At 67.4% G+C, this 13,943-nt stretch carries 13 protein-coding genes and 1 pseudogene; 12 read left to right on the forward strand and 2 right to left on the reverse strand.

The features are described from left to right. Positions 1-5 precede the first annotated feature (5 nt). The 8 genes from AB0G20_RS39200 to AB0G20_RS39235 all read left to right on the forward strand — a co-directional run bounded on the left by AB0G20_RS39200 (position 6) and on the right by AB0G20_RS39235 (position 10,563). Entirely contained in the window at positions 6-3,905 is a 3,900-nt protein-coding gene (locus tag AB0G20_RS39200; RefSeq protein WP_361311593.1) for a DNA-directed RNA polymerase subunit beta', read from the forward strand. A gap of 255 nt (positions 3,906-4,160) precedes the next feature. After that, a complete protein-coding gene (locus AB0G20_RS39205) occupies positions 4,161-4,682 on the forward strand; it encodes a DUF1707 and DUF4190 domain-containing protein (RefSeq protein WP_361311596.1) in 522 nt (173 codons plus the stop codon). A 321-nt stretch (positions 4,683-5,003) separates the two neighbouring features. Beyond that, entirely contained in the window at positions 5,004-5,375 is a 372-nt protein-coding gene (rpsL, locus tag AB0G20_RS39210; RefSeq protein ID WP_003948652.1) for a 30S ribosomal protein S12, read from the forward strand. Between the two features lie 2 nt (positions 5,376-5,377). Continuing rightward, positions 5,378-5,848 carry a 30S ribosomal protein S7 gene (rpsG, locus tag AB0G20_RS39215; RefSeq protein WP_003992340.1) on the forward strand — a complete coding sequence of 157 codons (471 nt, stop codon included), beginning with the start codon at positions 5,378-5,380 and terminating at the stop codon, positions 5,846-5,848. A 39-nt stretch (positions 5,849-5,887) separates the two neighbouring features. Further along, entirely contained in the window at positions 5,888-8,014 is a 2,127-nt protein-coding gene (fusA, locus tag AB0G20_RS39220; protein WP_361311598.1) for an elongation factor G, read from the forward strand. 154 nt (positions 8,015-8,168) lie between these two features. Continuing rightward, the gene (gene tuf / locus AB0G20_RS39225) at positions 8,169-9,362 is read left to right on the forward strand and encodes an elongation factor Tu (protein WP_030839706.1); all 1,194 of its coding nucleotides are present in this window, start codon (positions 8,169-8,171) and stop codon (positions 9,360-9,362) included. A gap of 152 nt (positions 9,363-9,514) precedes the next feature. Further along, the gene (locus AB0G20_RS39230) at positions 9,515-9,850 is read left to right on the forward strand and encodes a metalloregulator ArsR/SmtB family transcription factor (RefSeq protein ID WP_248506945.1); all 336 of its coding nucleotides are present in this window, start codon (positions 9,515-9,517) and stop codon (positions 9,848-9,850) included. Next, the gene (locus tag AB0G20_RS39235) at positions 9,850-10,563 is read left to right on the forward strand and encodes a cation transporter (RefSeq protein ID WP_361311602.1); all 714 of its coding nucleotides are present in this window, start codon (positions 9,850-9,852) and stop codon (positions 10,561-10,563) included. Before AB0G20_RS39230 ends, AB0G20_RS39235 begins: the two co-directional genes overlap by 1 nt. Positions 10,564-10,639: 76 nt before the next feature. Here AB0G20_RS39235 and AB0G20_RS39240 read toward each other — a convergent pair whose 3' ends face one another. Continuing rightward, positions 10,640-11,050 (reverse strand): ATP-binding protein, encoded by a 411-nt coding sequence (locus tag AB0G20_RS39240; protein ID WP_361311605.1) that lies wholly within the window; start codon positions 11,048-11,050, stop codon positions 10,640-10,642. A 155-nt stretch (positions 11,051-11,205) separates the two neighbouring features. On the opposite strand from AB0G20_RS39240, the gene AB0G20_RS39245 reads away from it, so the two are divergent. Then, on the forward strand, positions 11,206-12,081 hold the full coding sequence (locus AB0G20_RS39245) for a helix-turn-helix transcriptional regulator (protein WP_361311608.1): 876 nt from the start codon (positions 11,206-11,208) through the stop codon (positions 12,079-12,081). Then, a complete protein-coding gene (locus AB0G20_RS39250; protein WP_361311611.1) occupies positions 12,078-12,281 on the forward strand; it encodes a DUF397 domain-containing protein in 204 nt (67 codons plus the stop codon). The genes AB0G20_RS39245 and AB0G20_RS39250 overlap by 4 nt, the downstream gene beginning before the upstream one ends. Here the strand turns inward: AB0G20_RS39250 and AB0G20_RS39255 are convergent. After that, positions 12,278-12,442, reverse strand: a pseudogene (locus AB0G20_RS39255) (protease); the annotation flags it as partial. The gene AB0G20_RS39250 and the pseudogene AB0G20_RS39255 sit on opposite strands and share 4 nt — an antisense overlap. A gap of 242 nt (positions 12,443-12,684) precedes the next feature. Between AB0G20_RS39255 and AB0G20_RS39260 the strand changes: the two are divergent. Together AB0G20_RS39260 and AB0G20_RS39265 are read left to right on the forward strand one after the other, a co-directional pair. Further along, a complete protein-coding gene (locus tag AB0G20_RS39260) occupies positions 12,685-13,332 on the forward strand; it encodes a hypothetical protein (RefSeq protein WP_361311614.1) in 648 nt (215 codons plus the stop codon). Continuing rightward, positions 13,332-13,799, forward strand: coding sequence for a hypothetical protein (locus AB0G20_RS39265; RefSeq protein ID WP_361311617.1), 468 nt, complete (start codon positions 13,332-13,334; stop codon positions 13,797-13,799). Before AB0G20_RS39260 ends, AB0G20_RS39265 begins: the two co-directional genes overlap by 1 nt. Positions 13,800-13,943: the final 144 nt, after the last annotated feature.

Here is a 13,943-nt window from a genome sequence, read left to right on the forward strand (position 1 = left end):
GCATAGTGCTCGACGTCAACTTCTTCGACGAGCTCCGGATCGGTCTGGCCACCGCTGACGACATCCGTCAGTGGAGCCACGGCGAGGTCAAGAAGCCCGAGACGATCAACTACCGCACGCTCAAGCCCGAAAAGGACGGACTCTTCTGCGAGAAGATCTTCGGTCCGACCCGGGACTGGGAGTGCTACTGCGGCAAGTACAAGCGTGTCCGCTTCAAGGGCATCATCTGTGAGCGGTGTGGCGTCGAGGTCACCCGCGCCAAGGTGCGCCGTGAGCGGATGGGCCACATCGAGCTGGCCGCCCCGGTCACGCACATCTGGTACTTCAAGGGCGTCCCGTCGCGTCTGGGCTACCTGCTCGACCTGGCCCCGAAGGACCTCGAGAAGGTCATCTACTTCGCGGCGTACATGATCACGTACGTCGACGAGGAGCGCCGCACCCGCGACCTGCCCTCGCTGGAGGCCCACGTCTCCGTCGAGCGCCAGCAGATCGAGCAGCGCCGCGACGCCGACCTGGAGGCCCGCGCCAAGAAGCTCGAGACCGACCTGGCCGAGCTGGAGGCCGAGGGCGCCAAGGCCGACGTGCGCCGCAAGGTGCGCGAGGGTGCCGAGCGCGAGATGAAGCAGCTGCGCGACCGTGCGCAGCGCGAGATCGACCGCCTCGACGAGGTGTGGAACCGGTTCAAGAACCTCAAGGTCCAGGACCTCGAGGGCGACGAGCTGCTCTACCGCGAGCTGCGTGACCGCTTCGGCACGTACTTCGACGGCTCGATGGGTGCCGCGGCGCTGCAGAAGCGCCTGGAGTCCTTCGACCTCGACGAGGAGGCCGAGCGCCTCCGCGAGATCATCCGTACCGGCAAGGGCCAGAAGAAGACCCGTGCGCTCAAGCGCCTCAAGGTCGTCTCCGCGTTCCTGCAGACCAGCAACAGCCCCAAGGGCATGGTGCTCGACTGCGTCCCGGTCATCCCGCCGGACCTTCGCCCGATGGTGCAGCTGGACGGTGGCCGCTTCGCGACCTCCGACCTGAACGACCTGTACCGCCGTGTGATCAACCGGAACAACCGCCTGAAGCGCCTTCTCGACCTCGGTGCGCCCGAGATCATCGTGAACAACGAGAAGCGCATGCTCCAGGAGGCCGTCGACGCGCTGTTCGACAACGGCCGTCGTGGTCGCCCGGTCACCGGTCCCGGTAACCGCCCGCTGAAGTCCCTCAGCGACATGCTGAAGGGTAAGCAGGGCCGCTTCCGTCAGAACCTGCTCGGTAAGCGTGTGGACTACTCCGCGCGTTCCGTGATCGTCGTCGGTCCGCAGCTGAAGCTGCACCAGTGCGGTCTGCCGAAGGCTATGGCGCTGGAGCTCTTCAAGCCGTTCGTGATGAAGCGCCTGGTCGACCTGAACCACGCGCAGAACATCAAGAGCGCCAAGCGCATGGTCGAGCGCGGCCGCACGGTCGTGTACGACGTGCTGGAAGAGGTCATCGCGGAGCACCCGGTTCTGCTGAACCGTGCGCCCACGCTGCACCGCCTCGGCATCCAGGCCTTCGAGCCGCAGCTGGTCGAGGGCAAGGCCATCCAGATCCACCCGCTCGTCTGCACCGCGTTCAACGCGGACTTCGACGGTGACCAGATGGCCGTCCACCTGCCGCTCTCCGCGGAGGCGCAGGCCGAGGCCCGCATCCTGATGCTGTCCTCGAACAACATCCTCAAGCCGGCCGACGGCCGCCCGGTGACGATGCCGACCCAGGACATGGTCCTCGGTCTGTTCTTCCTCACCACCGACGGCGAGATGCGCGACCTCAAGGGCGAGGGCCGTTCCTTCGCCTCGGTCGCCGAGGCGATCATGGCCTTCGACGCGGGCGAGCTCTCGCTCCAGTCGAGGATCGACGTCCGCTTCCCGGTCGGCACCATCCCGCCGCGTGGCTGGACCCCGCCGGCGCGCGAGGAGGGCGAGCCCGAGTGGCAGCAGGGTGACAGCTTCCGGCTGAACACCACGCTGGGCCGCGCGCTCTTCAACGAGCTGCTGCCCGAGGACTACCCGTTCGTCGACTACGAGGTCGGCAAGAAGCAGCTCTCCGAGATCGTCAACGACCTCGCCGAGCGCTACCCGAAGGTCATCGTGGCGGCGACGCTCGACAACCTGAAGGCGTCCGGCTTCTTCTGGGCGACCCGCTCCGGCGTCACCGTGGCCATCTCCGACGTCGTCGTTCCCGAGGCGAAGAAGGAGATCGTCAAGGGTTACGAGGCGCAGGACGAGAAGGTCCAGAAGCAGTACGAGCGCGGTCTGATCACCAAGGACGAGCGCACGCAGGAGCTCATCGCGATCTGGACCAAGGCGACCAACGAGGTCGCCGAGGCGATGAACGACAACTTCCCGAAGACCAACCCGATCTTCATGATGGTGAACTCGGGTGCACGAGGCAACATGATGCAGATGCGTCAGATCGCCGGTATGCGTGGTCTGGTGTCGAACGCGAAGAACGAGACGATCCCGCGTCCGATCAAGGCGTCGTTCCGTGAGGGCCTGTCCGTGCTGGAGTACTTCATCTCCACGCACGGTGCCCGTAAGGGTCTGGCGGACACCGCTCTGCGTACCGCCGACTCGGGTTACCTCACGCGTCGTCTGGTCGACGTCTCCCAGGACGTCATCATTCGCGAGGAGGACTGCGGCACCGAGCGCGGTCTGCGTCTGAAGATCGCCGACCGCAACGCCGAGGGCGCGCTGATCAAGACGGAGGACGTCGAGACCTCCGTGTACGCGCGCTGCCTCGCCGAGGACATCGTGGTCGAGGGACAGGTGCTGGCCCCGGCCGGTACCGACCTGGGCGACGTCCTCATCGAGGAGCTCGTGCAGCGCGGCGTCGAGGAGGTCAAGACCCGCTCGGTCCTGACCTGCGAGTCCGCCGTCGGCACCTGCGCGATGTGCTACGGCCGTTCGCTGGCCACCGGCAAGCTGGTCGACATCGGTGAGGCGGTCGGCATCATCGCCGCCCAGTCCATCGGTGAGCCCGGTACCCAGCTGACGATGCGTACCTTCCACACCGGTGGTGTGGCCGGTGACGACATCACCCAGGGTCTGCCGCGTGTCGTCGAGCTCTTCGAGGCCCGTACCCCGAAGGGTGTCGCCCCGATCTCCGAGGCCCAGGGCCGCGTGCGGATCGAGGAGACCGAGAAGACCAAGAAGATCGTCGTCACCCCGGACGACGGCAGCGACGAGACGGCGTTCCCGATCTCGAAGCGTGCCCGTCTCCTGGTCAGCGAGGGCGAGCACGTCGAGGTGGGCCAGAAGCTCACCGTGGGTGCCACCAACCCGCACGACGTGCTGCGCATCCTGGGCCAGCGTGCCGTCCAGGTCCACCTGGTCGGCGAGGTCCAGAAGGTCTACAACTCGCAGGGTGTGTCGATCCACGACAAGCACATCGAGATCATCATCCGGCAGATGCTGCGCCGCGTGACGATCATCGAGTCCGGCGACGCCGAGCTGCTGCCCGGCGAGCTGGTCGAGCGCTCGAAGTTCGAGACCGAGAACCGTCGTGTGGTCCAGGAGGGCGGTCACCCGGCCTCCGGTCGTCCGCAGCTGATGGGTATCACCAAGGCCTCGCTGGCGACGGAATCCTGGCTGTCGGCCGCCTCCTTCCAGGAGACGACCCGAGTCCTGACGGACGCGGCGATCAACGCCAAGTCCGACAGCCTCATCGGCCTCAAGGAGAACGTCATCATCGGTAAGCTCATCCCGGCCGGTACGGGTCTGTCCCGCTACCGCAACATCCGGGTCGAGCCGACCGAGGAGGCCAAGGCCGCGATGTACTCGGCCGTCGGCTACGACGACATCGACTACTCGCCGTTCGGCACGGGCTCCGGCCAGGCCGTTCCGCTGGAGGACTACGACTACGGTCCGTACAACCAGTAAGCGAGTCGCTTGAGTTGAAGGGCGGTCACCCTGAGGGGTGGCCGCCCTTCGGCGTTCCCAAACCGGCTCAGAGGCCGTTGCGGCGGGCCTTCAGCCGCCTCCGGCGGTACGACGGCGGGCCAGGGCGTCCTCCCGTGTGCGATGGCGTCTGTCGGCCGTCTGGCCGACACGCGGTGCCCCGTCGTGGACGCACCGGTGCCGGAAGCCCCGCTTCGGCGCATCATGGAAGGACTCCGGCCCCCGGGGAGGTGCTCCGTGTCGCAGCCGCACTATCCGTCCTGGCAGCCCTGGCAGGGCTCTGGTGCCCCGTCGATGCTCGCGTCGCACGCCGATCGGGAGCGGGCCGTGGATGTGCTCAGAGCCGGGTACGGCGAGGGGCGGATGGAGCAGGGCGAGTTCGAGCAGCGGGTCGGGCGGGCGTACGCGGCGCGGACCGTGGGGGAGCTGGCGCTGCTCGTCGCGGATCTGCCGCAGGGGCCGCTGCCGCAGTCGGCCTCGGTCGTGCCGGTGCCGGCGACGTTCATGCCCGTGCCGCGGCCGCGGACCAATGGGAAGGCCGTCGCGGCCGGGGTGTGCGGGCTGCTGTGCGTGCCGACCATGGGGCTGACCGGAATCCCGGCCGTCGTGCTGGGGCATGTGGCCCGGGCCGAGATCCGCAGCCGGGGCGAGCTGGGGGACGGGCTCGCGCTGACCGGTCTCGTGCTCGGGTGGTTGTCCACGGCGGGCTGGGCACTCGTTCTGGTGTTGCTCACCGTGGTGTCCGTCGTAGCATCGTGAAGGTATGCAAATCGGACACTGGCCACCGAATTGAAGATCGACAACGGCCGAGGGGCTTGACATGTCCCGCATGGCGATGCGGGCGGTGCCCATTTGTTTTGACCGCAGCGAATGCGGTAGGTACGCTCAGACCTTGTGCCTGGGGTGTGCCCTGGCTCGCGTGTGTGCCATGAACCGCACGGCGAGCTGACATCGGCCACCGTAATCCGCGCTTATTTCTGCCTGGCGGCGGGAGTCCGCGGGGTTCGACACACCCGACCGCGTGGGTCGGCGACGTTCCAGGTTAGCTTCACCATTCGGCACACAGAAACCGGAGAAGTAGTGCCTACGATCCAGCAGCTGGTCCGTAAGGGCCGGCAGGACAAGGTCGAGAAGAACAAGACGCCCGCACTCGAGGGTTCTCCTCAGCGCCGGGGCGTCTGCACGCGTGTGTTCACGACCACCCCGAAGAAGCCGAACTCGGCCCTGCGTAAGGTCGCGCGTGTGCGTCTGACCAGCGGGATCGAGGTCACCGCTTACATTCCGGGTGAGGGACACAACCTGCAGGAGCACTCCATCGTGCTCGTGCGCGGCGGCCGTGTGAAGGACCTGCCGGGTGTTCGCTACAAGATCATCCGTGGCTCCCTCGACACCCAGGGTGTCAAGAACCGCAAGCAGGCCCGTTCCCGCTACGGCGCCAAGAAGGAGAAGTAAGAATGCCTCGTAAGGGCCCCGCCCCGAAGCGCCCGGTCATCATCGACCCGGTCTACGGTTCTCCTCTGGTGACGTCGCTCATCAACAAGGTGCTGCTGAACGGCAAGCGCTCCACCGCCGAGCGCATCGTCTACGGTGCCATGGAAGGTCTGCGTGAGAAGACGGGCAACGACCCGATCATCACGCTGAAGCGCGCGCTGGAGAACATCAAGCCGACCCTCGAGGTCAAGTCCCGCCGTGTCGGTGGTGCGACGTACCAGGTTCCGATCGAGGTCAAGCCCGGTCGCGCCAACACGCTCGCGCTGCGCTGGCTGGTCGGTTACTCCCGCGCCCGTCGCGAGAAGACCATGACCGAGCGTCTGCTCAACGAACTTCTCGACGCCTCCAACGGCCTTGGTGCCGCTGTGAAGAAGCGCGAGGACACCCACAAGATGGCCGAGTCCAACAAGGCCTTCGCGCACTACCGCTGGTAGTCGCTACCCACATCGAGACCGAGAGAAGACTGAAGCCTTATGGCTACCACTTCACTTGACCTGGCCAAGGTCCGCAACATCGGGATCATGGCCCACATCGACGCGGGCAAGACGACCACCACCGAGCGGATCCTGTTCTACACCGGCGTGTCGTACAAGATCGGTGAGGTCCACGACGGCGCTGCCACCATGGACTGGATGGAGCAGGAGCAGGAGCGTGGCATCACGATCACGTCTGCTGCGACCACCTGTCACTGGCCGCTCGAGGACAACGACTACACCATCAACATCATCGACACCCCGGGTCACGTCGACTTCACCGTCGAGGTGGAGCGCTCCCTGCGCGTGCTCGACGGTGCCGTGACGGTGTTCGACGGTGTCGCCGGTGTCGAGCCGCAGTCCGAGACGGTGTGGCGTCAGGCCGACCGCTACGGCGTGCCGCGTATCTGCTTCGTCAACAAGCTGGACCGTACCGGCGCCGAGTTCCACCGCTGCGTGGACATGATCTCGGACCGCCTGGGCGCGCAGCCGCTGGTCATGCAGCTGCCGATCGGTGCAGAGGCGGACTTCAAGGGCGTCATCGACCTCGTGACGATGAAGGCCCTGGTCTGGTCGGCCGAGGCGACCAAGGGCGAGATGTACGACACCGTCGACATCCCGGACACCCACGCCGAGGCTGCCGAGGAGTACCGCGGCAAGCTGCTCGAGGCCGTCGCCGAGAACGACGAAGAGCTGATGGAGCTGTACCTGGAGGGCACCGAGCCCACCGTGGAGCAGCTCTACGCCGCGATCCGCCGTATCACGATCGCGTCCGGCAAGGGCGGCGGCACCACCGTCACCCCCGTGTTCTGCGGCACCGCGTTCAAGAACAAGGGCGTTCAGCCCCTGCTCGACGCGGTCGTGCGCTACCTGCCCACCCCGCTCGACGTCGAGGCCATCGAGGGCCACGACGTCAAGGACCCGGAGCAGGTCATCGCGCGCAAGCCGTCCGAGGACGAGCCCCTCGCCGCGCTCGCGTTCAAGATCATGAGCGACCCGCACCTCGGCAAGCTCACCTTCGTCCGGGTTTACTCGGGCCGCCTGGAGTCCGGCACCGCGGTGCTGAACTCCGTCAAGGGCAAGAAGGAGCGCATCGGCAAGATCTACCGCATGCACGCGAACAAGCGTGAGGAGATCGACTCGGTGGGCGCCGGCGACATCGTCGCCGTCATGGGCCTGAAGCAGACCACCACCGGTGAGACGCTGTCCGACGACAAGAACCCGGTGATCCTGGAGTCCATGGACTTCCCGGCGCCGGTCATCCAGGTCGCCATCGAGCCCAAGTCCAAGGGCGACCAGGAGAAGCTGGGTGTCGCCATCCAGCGCCTGGCCGAGGAGGACCCGTCCTTCCAGGTCCACTCGGACGAGGAGACCGGCCAGACCATCATCGGTGGCATGGGCGAGCTGCACCTCGAGGTGCTGGTCGACCGTATGCGCCGTGAGTTCAAGGTCGAGGCCAACGTCGGCAAGCCGCAGGTCGCCTACCGTGAGACGATCCGCAAGGCCGTCGAGCGCGTCGACTACACGCACAAGAAGCAGACTGGTGGTACCGGCCAGTTCGCCAAGGTGCAGATCGCGATCGAGCCGATCGAGGGCGGCGACGCCTCGTACGAGTTCGTGAACAAGGTCACCGGTGGCCGTATCCCGAAGGAGTACATCCCTTCGGTGGACGCCGGTGCGCAGGAGGCCATGCAGTTCGGCATCCTCGCCGGCTACGAGATGACCGGCGTGCGTGTCACCCTGATCGACGGTGGCTACCACGAGGTCGACTCCTCCGAGCTCGCGTTCAAGATCGCCGGATCGCAGGCCTTCAAGGAGGCCGCGCGCAAGGCCAGCCCCGTGCTGCTCGAGCCGATGATGGCCGTCGAGGTCACCACGCCCGAGGACTACATGGGTGAGGTCATCGGCGACATCAACTCCCGCCGTGGTCAGATTCAGGCCATGGAGGAGCGGGCCGGTGCCCGCGTCGTGAAGGGCCTGGTGCCCCTCTCGGAGATGTTCGGCTACGTCGGAGACCTCCGCAGCAAGACGTCGGGTCGCGCAAGCTACTCGATGCAGTTCGACTCCTACGCCGAGGTTCCCCGGAACGTCGCCGAGGAGATCATCGCGAAGGCCAAGGGCGAGTAACGCACCGCGTCTACACGCCGTAGGCTTGACTCCGGTGCTCGAGGGGCATTCCGCCGCAATCGTGGTGCGAATGCCCCGAGGCCCGGGCTTTCCAGCAAAGATCACCTGGCGCCGATGAGTAAGGCGTACCAGAACCACTCTCAGGAGGACCCCAGTGGCGAAGGCGAAGTTCGAGCGGACTAAGCCGCACGTCAACATCGGCACCATCGGTCACATCGACCACGGTAAGACGACCCTCACGGCCGCCATTACCAAGGTGCTGCACGACGCGTACCCGGACCTGAACGAGGCCTCGGCCTTCGACCAGATCGACAAGGCTCCTGAGGAGCGCCAGCGCGGTATCACCATCTCCATCGCGCACGTCGAGTACCAGACCGAGACGCGTCACTACGCCCACGTCGACTGCCCCGGTCACGCGGACTACATCAAGAACATGATCACGGGTGCGGCGCAGATGGACGGCGCCATCCTCGTGGTCGCCGCCACCGACGGCCCGATGCCGCAGACCAAGGAGCACGTGCTCCTGGCCCGCCAGGTCGGCGTTCCGTACATCGTCGTCGCGCTGAACAAGGCCGACATGGTGGACGACGAGGAGATCCTGGAGCTCGTCGAGCTCGAGGTCCGTGAGCTCCTCTCCGAGTACGAGTTCCCGGGCGACGACCTGCCGGTCGTCAAGGTCTCGGCGCTCAAGGCCCTCGAGGGCGACAAGGAGTGGGGCAACTCCGTCCTCGAGCTCATGAAGGCCGTGGACGAGAACATCCCGCAGCCCGAGCGTGACGTCGACAAGCCGTTCCTCATGCCGATCGAGGACGTCTTCACGATCACCGGTCGCGGTACGGTCGTCACCGGCCGTATCGAGCGTGGTGTCCTCAAGGTCAACGAGACCGTTGACATCGTGGGCATCAAGCAGGAGAAGACCACCACCACGGTCACCGGCATCGAGATGTTCCGGAAGCTCCTCGACGAGGGCCAGGCCGGTGAGAACGTCGGTCTGCTGCTTCGTGGCATCAAGCGCGAGGACGTCGAGCGCGGCCAGGTCATCATCAAGCCGGGCTCGGTCACCCCGCACACCGAGTTCGAGGCGCAGGCCTACATCCTGTCCAAGGACGAGGGTGGCCGCCACACGCCGTTCTTCAACAACTACCGCCCGCAGTTCTACTTCCGTACGACGGACGTGACCGGCGTGGTGACCCTCCCCGAGGGCACCGAGATGGTCATGCCGGGTGACAACACCGAGATGAAGGTGGAGCTCATCCAGCCCGTCGCCATGGAGGAGGGCCTGAAGTTCGCCATCCGTGAGGGTGGCCGGACCGTGGGCGCCGGCCAGGTCACCAAGATCAACAAGTGAGTCTTCGGACTGGCTTGAGGGTCTACTGACCTGAGTGGCTCGAAGGGGCCCGTACGACTTCGGTCGTGCGGGCCCTTTTGCTGTTGATCAGGACGGGCCCGCCCGCACGGTTCAGGATTTGCTGAATTCAGGATGCTCTGTACTGTGGTGGGATGCTGACCGTTGCTTCCGACATCGACGTGCTGGCGCGCTTCGGCCGAGCGCTCGCCGACCCGATCCGCTGCCGGATCCTCCTTGCGCTGCGCCAAGCCCCGGCCTACCCCGCCGACCTCGCCGACGCACTCGGCGTCTCCCGCACCCGGCTCTCCAACCACCTGGCGTGTCTGCGGGACTGCGGCCTCGTGGTGACCGTTCCGGACGGGCGGCGCACCCGCTACGAGCTCGCCGACGAACGTCTCGGCCACGCGCTCGACCAGCTGCTCGCCGTGGTGGTCGCGGTCGAGGAGGGCAAGACCTGCCCGGACGCCGCCACGGAGGGCTGCTGCTGATGGTGGCCCTGTCCCTGGGGCCGTCCCCGGCCCGCCGCGACACGCTCACCCGCCGGATACGGCTGCTCGTCGCGGCGACGATCACCTACAACGTCGTCGAGGCGATCGTCGCCCTCGTCGCCGGCACGGTCGCCTCCTCCAGCGCGCTGATCGGCTTCGGTCTCGACTCCGTCATCGAGGTCTCCTCCGCCGCCGCGGTCGCCTGGCAGTTCTCCGCGGCCGACCACGCGGTCCGTGAGGCTCGGGAGAAGACCACCCTGCGGATCATCGCGGCCTCCTTCTTCGCCCTCGCCGCCTATGTGAGTGCCGACGCGATCCGTGCCCTGGCCGGCGCCGGCGAGGCCGACCGCTCCGTCACCGGCATCGTGCTCGCCGCCCTGTCGCTCGCGATCATGCCGTTCCTGTCCGCCGCGCAGCGCCGCGCCGGGCGGGAACTCGGTTCCGCCTCGGCCGTGGCGGACTCCAAGCAGACCCTGCTGTGCACGTACCTCTCCGCCGTGCTCCTGGTCGGCCTGCTCCTCAACGCCACCCTCGGCTGGTCCTGGGCCGACCCGTTCGCCGCGCTCGTCATTGCCGTCATCGCCGTCAAGGAGGGACGCGACGCCTGGCAGGGGAAGGGATGCTGCGCACCCGTGCCCCCGACGGTGACGGCCCCTGCCGGGGCGGACGCGGACGCGTGCGGCTGCCGCCCCGGATGCGACTGCTGCACCTGAGCCCGACCGGCGAGGGGTTCGTGCCTCGTCGGCGCCGTGCGGCCTGGTCCGAGGTGTGGGGGTCCGGTGCTTCCGGTCAAAGGTCCAGTTCGGCCCAGACGGTCTTGCGGGGTGGCAGGCCCGGGGTGACGCCCCAGCGGTCGGCGAGTGCGTCGACGAGGAGCAGGCCGCGGCCGGACTCGGTGTCGGGGCCGGGGAGTTGCGGACTCGGCAGGCGGTCGCCGCGGGTGTCCGTCACCTCGATGCGGAGGGTGGCCGCGACGACGTAGAGCAGCAGGCGGAAGTCCCGGCCGGGGATGCGGCCGTGGGTGGCCGCGTTGGCCGACAGCTCTGCGACGACCTGTTGTGCCGGGTCCAGCGGCAGGCCCCAGGAACGCAGTTGCTCGGTGGCCAGCAGGCGGGCCAGGCGGGCGCCGCGTGGGGTGGGGGAGAGCTGGAGGCTGAAGTTGCGGATGGGGGTGGTGACTTCGGGGGAGTTCTGCTTCACGTCACTCAGCGTGGCCGTCAGTGCCTACTGTGAACAGTGACTCAGCGGGTGCGTACGGTAACTGTCCGGAGCTTGTCCGGCGTTGTCCGGGCTGTCGGGGCCTGGCGTACGGGTAGGGCGCTGGGCACGGTCGTAGGGCGGCGAAAGGGTGCGGGATGACGGTCGAGGCGGACTCGGGGCGGCTCAAGAGCGAGGCGGACGAGCCGGGTTGGGAGGTGGACCCGGACGACGAGTGGGGCGTCGCTGTCATCGCCACGGTGGGGCGGCAGCTGAAGCTGCGGCGGGAGGCGGTGGGGATGCGGGCCGGCGAGTTCGGGACGGCGGTGGGGTACGGCGAGGACATGGTCTACAAGATCGAGGGCGGGAAGCGGATCCCTCGGCAGGACTATCTGGTCAGGGCTGATGAGGTGCTGGGGGCGGGTGGGCTGATTGCGGCGGCCTGGGAGGACGTGAAGAGGGTTCGGTATCCCAAGAGGGTTCGGGAGCTTGCCAAGTTGGAGGGGCAGGCGGTGGAGATCGGGGTGTATGAGTGCAACAGCGTCAACGGGCTGTTGCAGACCCCCGAGCATGCTCGGGCGTTGTTCGAGTCGTGGCAGCCCGCGTACTCACCGGACGAGGTGGAGCGTCTGGTGGCTGCGCGCATGGCTCGACAGTCCGTATTCGAGCGGTCGCCGGCGCCGTCGCTGAGTTTCGTCCAGGAGGAAGCTACGCTGCGCCGCCCGGTCGGGGGCACAATGGTCTGGCGTCAGCAGCTTGAGCGCCTGCTGGAGGTGGGGCGGTTGCGTAGCGTCAGGCTTCAGGTGATGCCGACGAGCAGCGAGGCCCATCCCGGTCTGAACGGGAGGATCGAGGTGCTGAAATTCGGGGACGGCACTGCGGTGGGCCGGTCCGATGGTGCCTTCAATGGCCGACCGATCACTGACCCGAAACAGATCCGGATCCTCGAACTGCGGTATGGCACCATCCGAGCTCAGGCCCTTCCCCCACGGGAGTCGCTGGCCTTCATTGAGCAACTGCTGGGAGAGACATGATCCGCAAGTCCTCTGTCGGGGACGCCTCCGAACTGGCGTGGTTCAAGAGCAGCTACAGCAGTGGCCCTGATGGCAACTCCTGCGTCGAGATCGCGATAGCGCCCCACGCCATCCATGTCCGCGACTCCAAGCACGCCACCCAGGGCCCCCGGCTCGCGCTCACGCCGGAGGCCTGGGTCGGGTTCGTGGCCTCTGTTTAGCCTTCGTTCCGGAGGACGCTCACCGCGCGGTCGAACGCCGAGTCCCGGTTCTTCGCGAACTCCTCCTTCGCGAAGACCGGTTCGGTCAGGTGGGGCGGGATGCCGGAGCCGTCGTAGGTCCGGCCCGAGCGGTTCAGGAACTCCTCGTTCGGAAGCCAGGCCGGTCGATGAGGGCCGCGGATCGGTATCTCCCGCGCGGAGGCGGTTGCCAGGATCAACGCGATGTACGGAACGCGGGAGTCGGCCGCCTGGGGCGATTGGAGATCCGCAGGTGGACGCGGACATCGACTTCGGCACGCTCCCCGTGCGCCCTGCGCCGCCGCGGGACTCGCCGTACTGGACGCTGGACGAGTAGTGGCACGATGTGCGCACACGTGATCGAGCGAACGGGGAGACCGGCGTCATGGCCCGCTACATGGAGACACTGACCGTCGAGCGGGGCGGTTTCCGGATCAAGGTGCCGGAGTCGTGGTGGGAGTTCGACGTACGGCCGGAGTCGCGGGACGACTCGATCCGGCGGATGGTGAGCGAACGGGTGCGGCAGCGGCCGGAGTTGGAGCAGTACCGGGACGCGTACGTCGACTTCCTCCAGAAGGCCGCCGCGGATGCCTGGAAGTCGGGCGCGATGTACTGCGGCTGCATGGCGGAGAGCTTCGGCGGGGACACGCCGATCACGGGTTCGGTGACCGTCTCTCTGGTCGGCGGCCGCAACGAGCGGGGCGAGCCGCTGTCGAACGACCCTGCCGTCATCGCGAGTCAGCTCGCGGTCAAAGAGGCGAAGCGGGAGGGCGACTCGTGGCGGAAGGTCACGACCGTCGACATCCCGGGCGTCGGCCCGGCCGCGCGCACGTACGGCATCGAGGACATCGCCGTGCCGGGCGACGCGCTCAACCGCACGATCCGCGCCGTGCTGATGCAGACGTACATCCCCGTGCCGGGACAGGAGGGCAAGGTGGCCCTGGTCGCCGGCAGCAGCCAGGTCCTCGACCTCGCGGACTCCTTCTTCGACATCTTCGACGCGATCACGTCGACGTTCCGGTTCACGGACTGATGTCCGGTGGAGGGGACTGGGGGAGCGGTGAGGGCCTGCTGAGGCTGGATGACCCCGAGGAGTGGGACGCCGCGTTCGAGCGTGGCGAGGCGGGTCTCGGGACGGCAGTGATCGGCCTGGCGTTTCACTGCCCGCTGGCGGAGGTCTCTCCACGGATCGTCAGGGCGATGCGGTTGCCGGACGCCGGCCAGCGGGGGTTCGCCTTCACGGCGGCGGGCCACGCGGCCCGTCTGAACGGGGAGTTGACCCCGGAGCTGTACGCGGCCCTGCGCGCCGAGGGGCCCGGCGGTGTCGCCGAGCACCCCATCAGGGACACCCTCACCTTCGTGCCGTTCCGGAAACTGCCGCCGTGGTTCAAGCGGCGGTGGGTGTATGTGGCGGTGCGGGACAAGCTGGAAGCCTGGTGGTTGCGGGGCGTGTATGCCGTCGGGGATGCCTGGCGGGCCGTACGCGGACACAGATCCTGACGCCGGTCTCCGCAGTTCACCCCCGGGCCCCGCCTCGCTGTCGAACGGCTGTGCCTTGTAAGTTCACGTGTGCATACGGTTGTTGACGTAGATGTGCACGTGACGGGGGTTGCGGTATGGCGGGGCACAGGCCGACGGACTGGC

This window comes from Streptomyces sp. NPDC024017 (assembly GCF_040638895.1).
Taxonomy (GTDB): Bacteria; Actinomycetota; Actinomycetes; order Streptomycetales; family Streptomycetaceae; genus Streptomyces.

Bases quoted from the DNA above. Each gene is read 5' to 3' on its own strand.
- rpsG (WP_003992340.1), top strand. From the start codon at position 5,378: ATGCCTCGTAAGGGCCCCGCCCCGAAGCGCCCGGTCATCATCGACCCG.
- fusA (WP_361311598.1), top strand. From the start codon at position 5,888: ATGGCTACCACTTCACTTGACCTGGCCAAGGTCCGCAACATCGGGATC.
- AB0G20_RS39230 (WP_248506945.1), top strand. From the start codon at position 9,515: ATGCTGACCGTTGCTTCCGACATCGACGTGCTGGCGCGCTTCGGCCGA.
- AB0G20_RS39235 (WP_361311602.1), top strand. From the start codon at position 9,850: ATGGTGGCCCTGTCCCTGGGGCCGTCCCCGGCCCGCCGCGACACGCTC.
- AB0G20_RS39245 (WP_361311608.1), top strand. From the start codon at position 11,206: ATGACGGTCGAGGCGGACTCGGGGCGGCTCAAGAGCGAGGCGGACGAG.
- AB0G20_RS39250 (WP_361311611.1), top strand. From the start codon at position 12,078: ATGATCCGCAAGTCCTCTGTCGGGGACGCCTCCGAACTGGCGTGGTTC.
- AB0G20_RS39260 (WP_361311614.1), top strand. From the start codon at position 12,685: ATGGCCCGCTACATGGAGACACTGACCGTCGAGCGGGGCGGTTTCCGG.
- AB0G20_RS39265 (WP_361311617.1), top strand. From the start codon at position 13,332: ATGTCCGGTGGAGGGGACTGGGGGAGCGGTGAGGGCCTGCTGAGGCTG.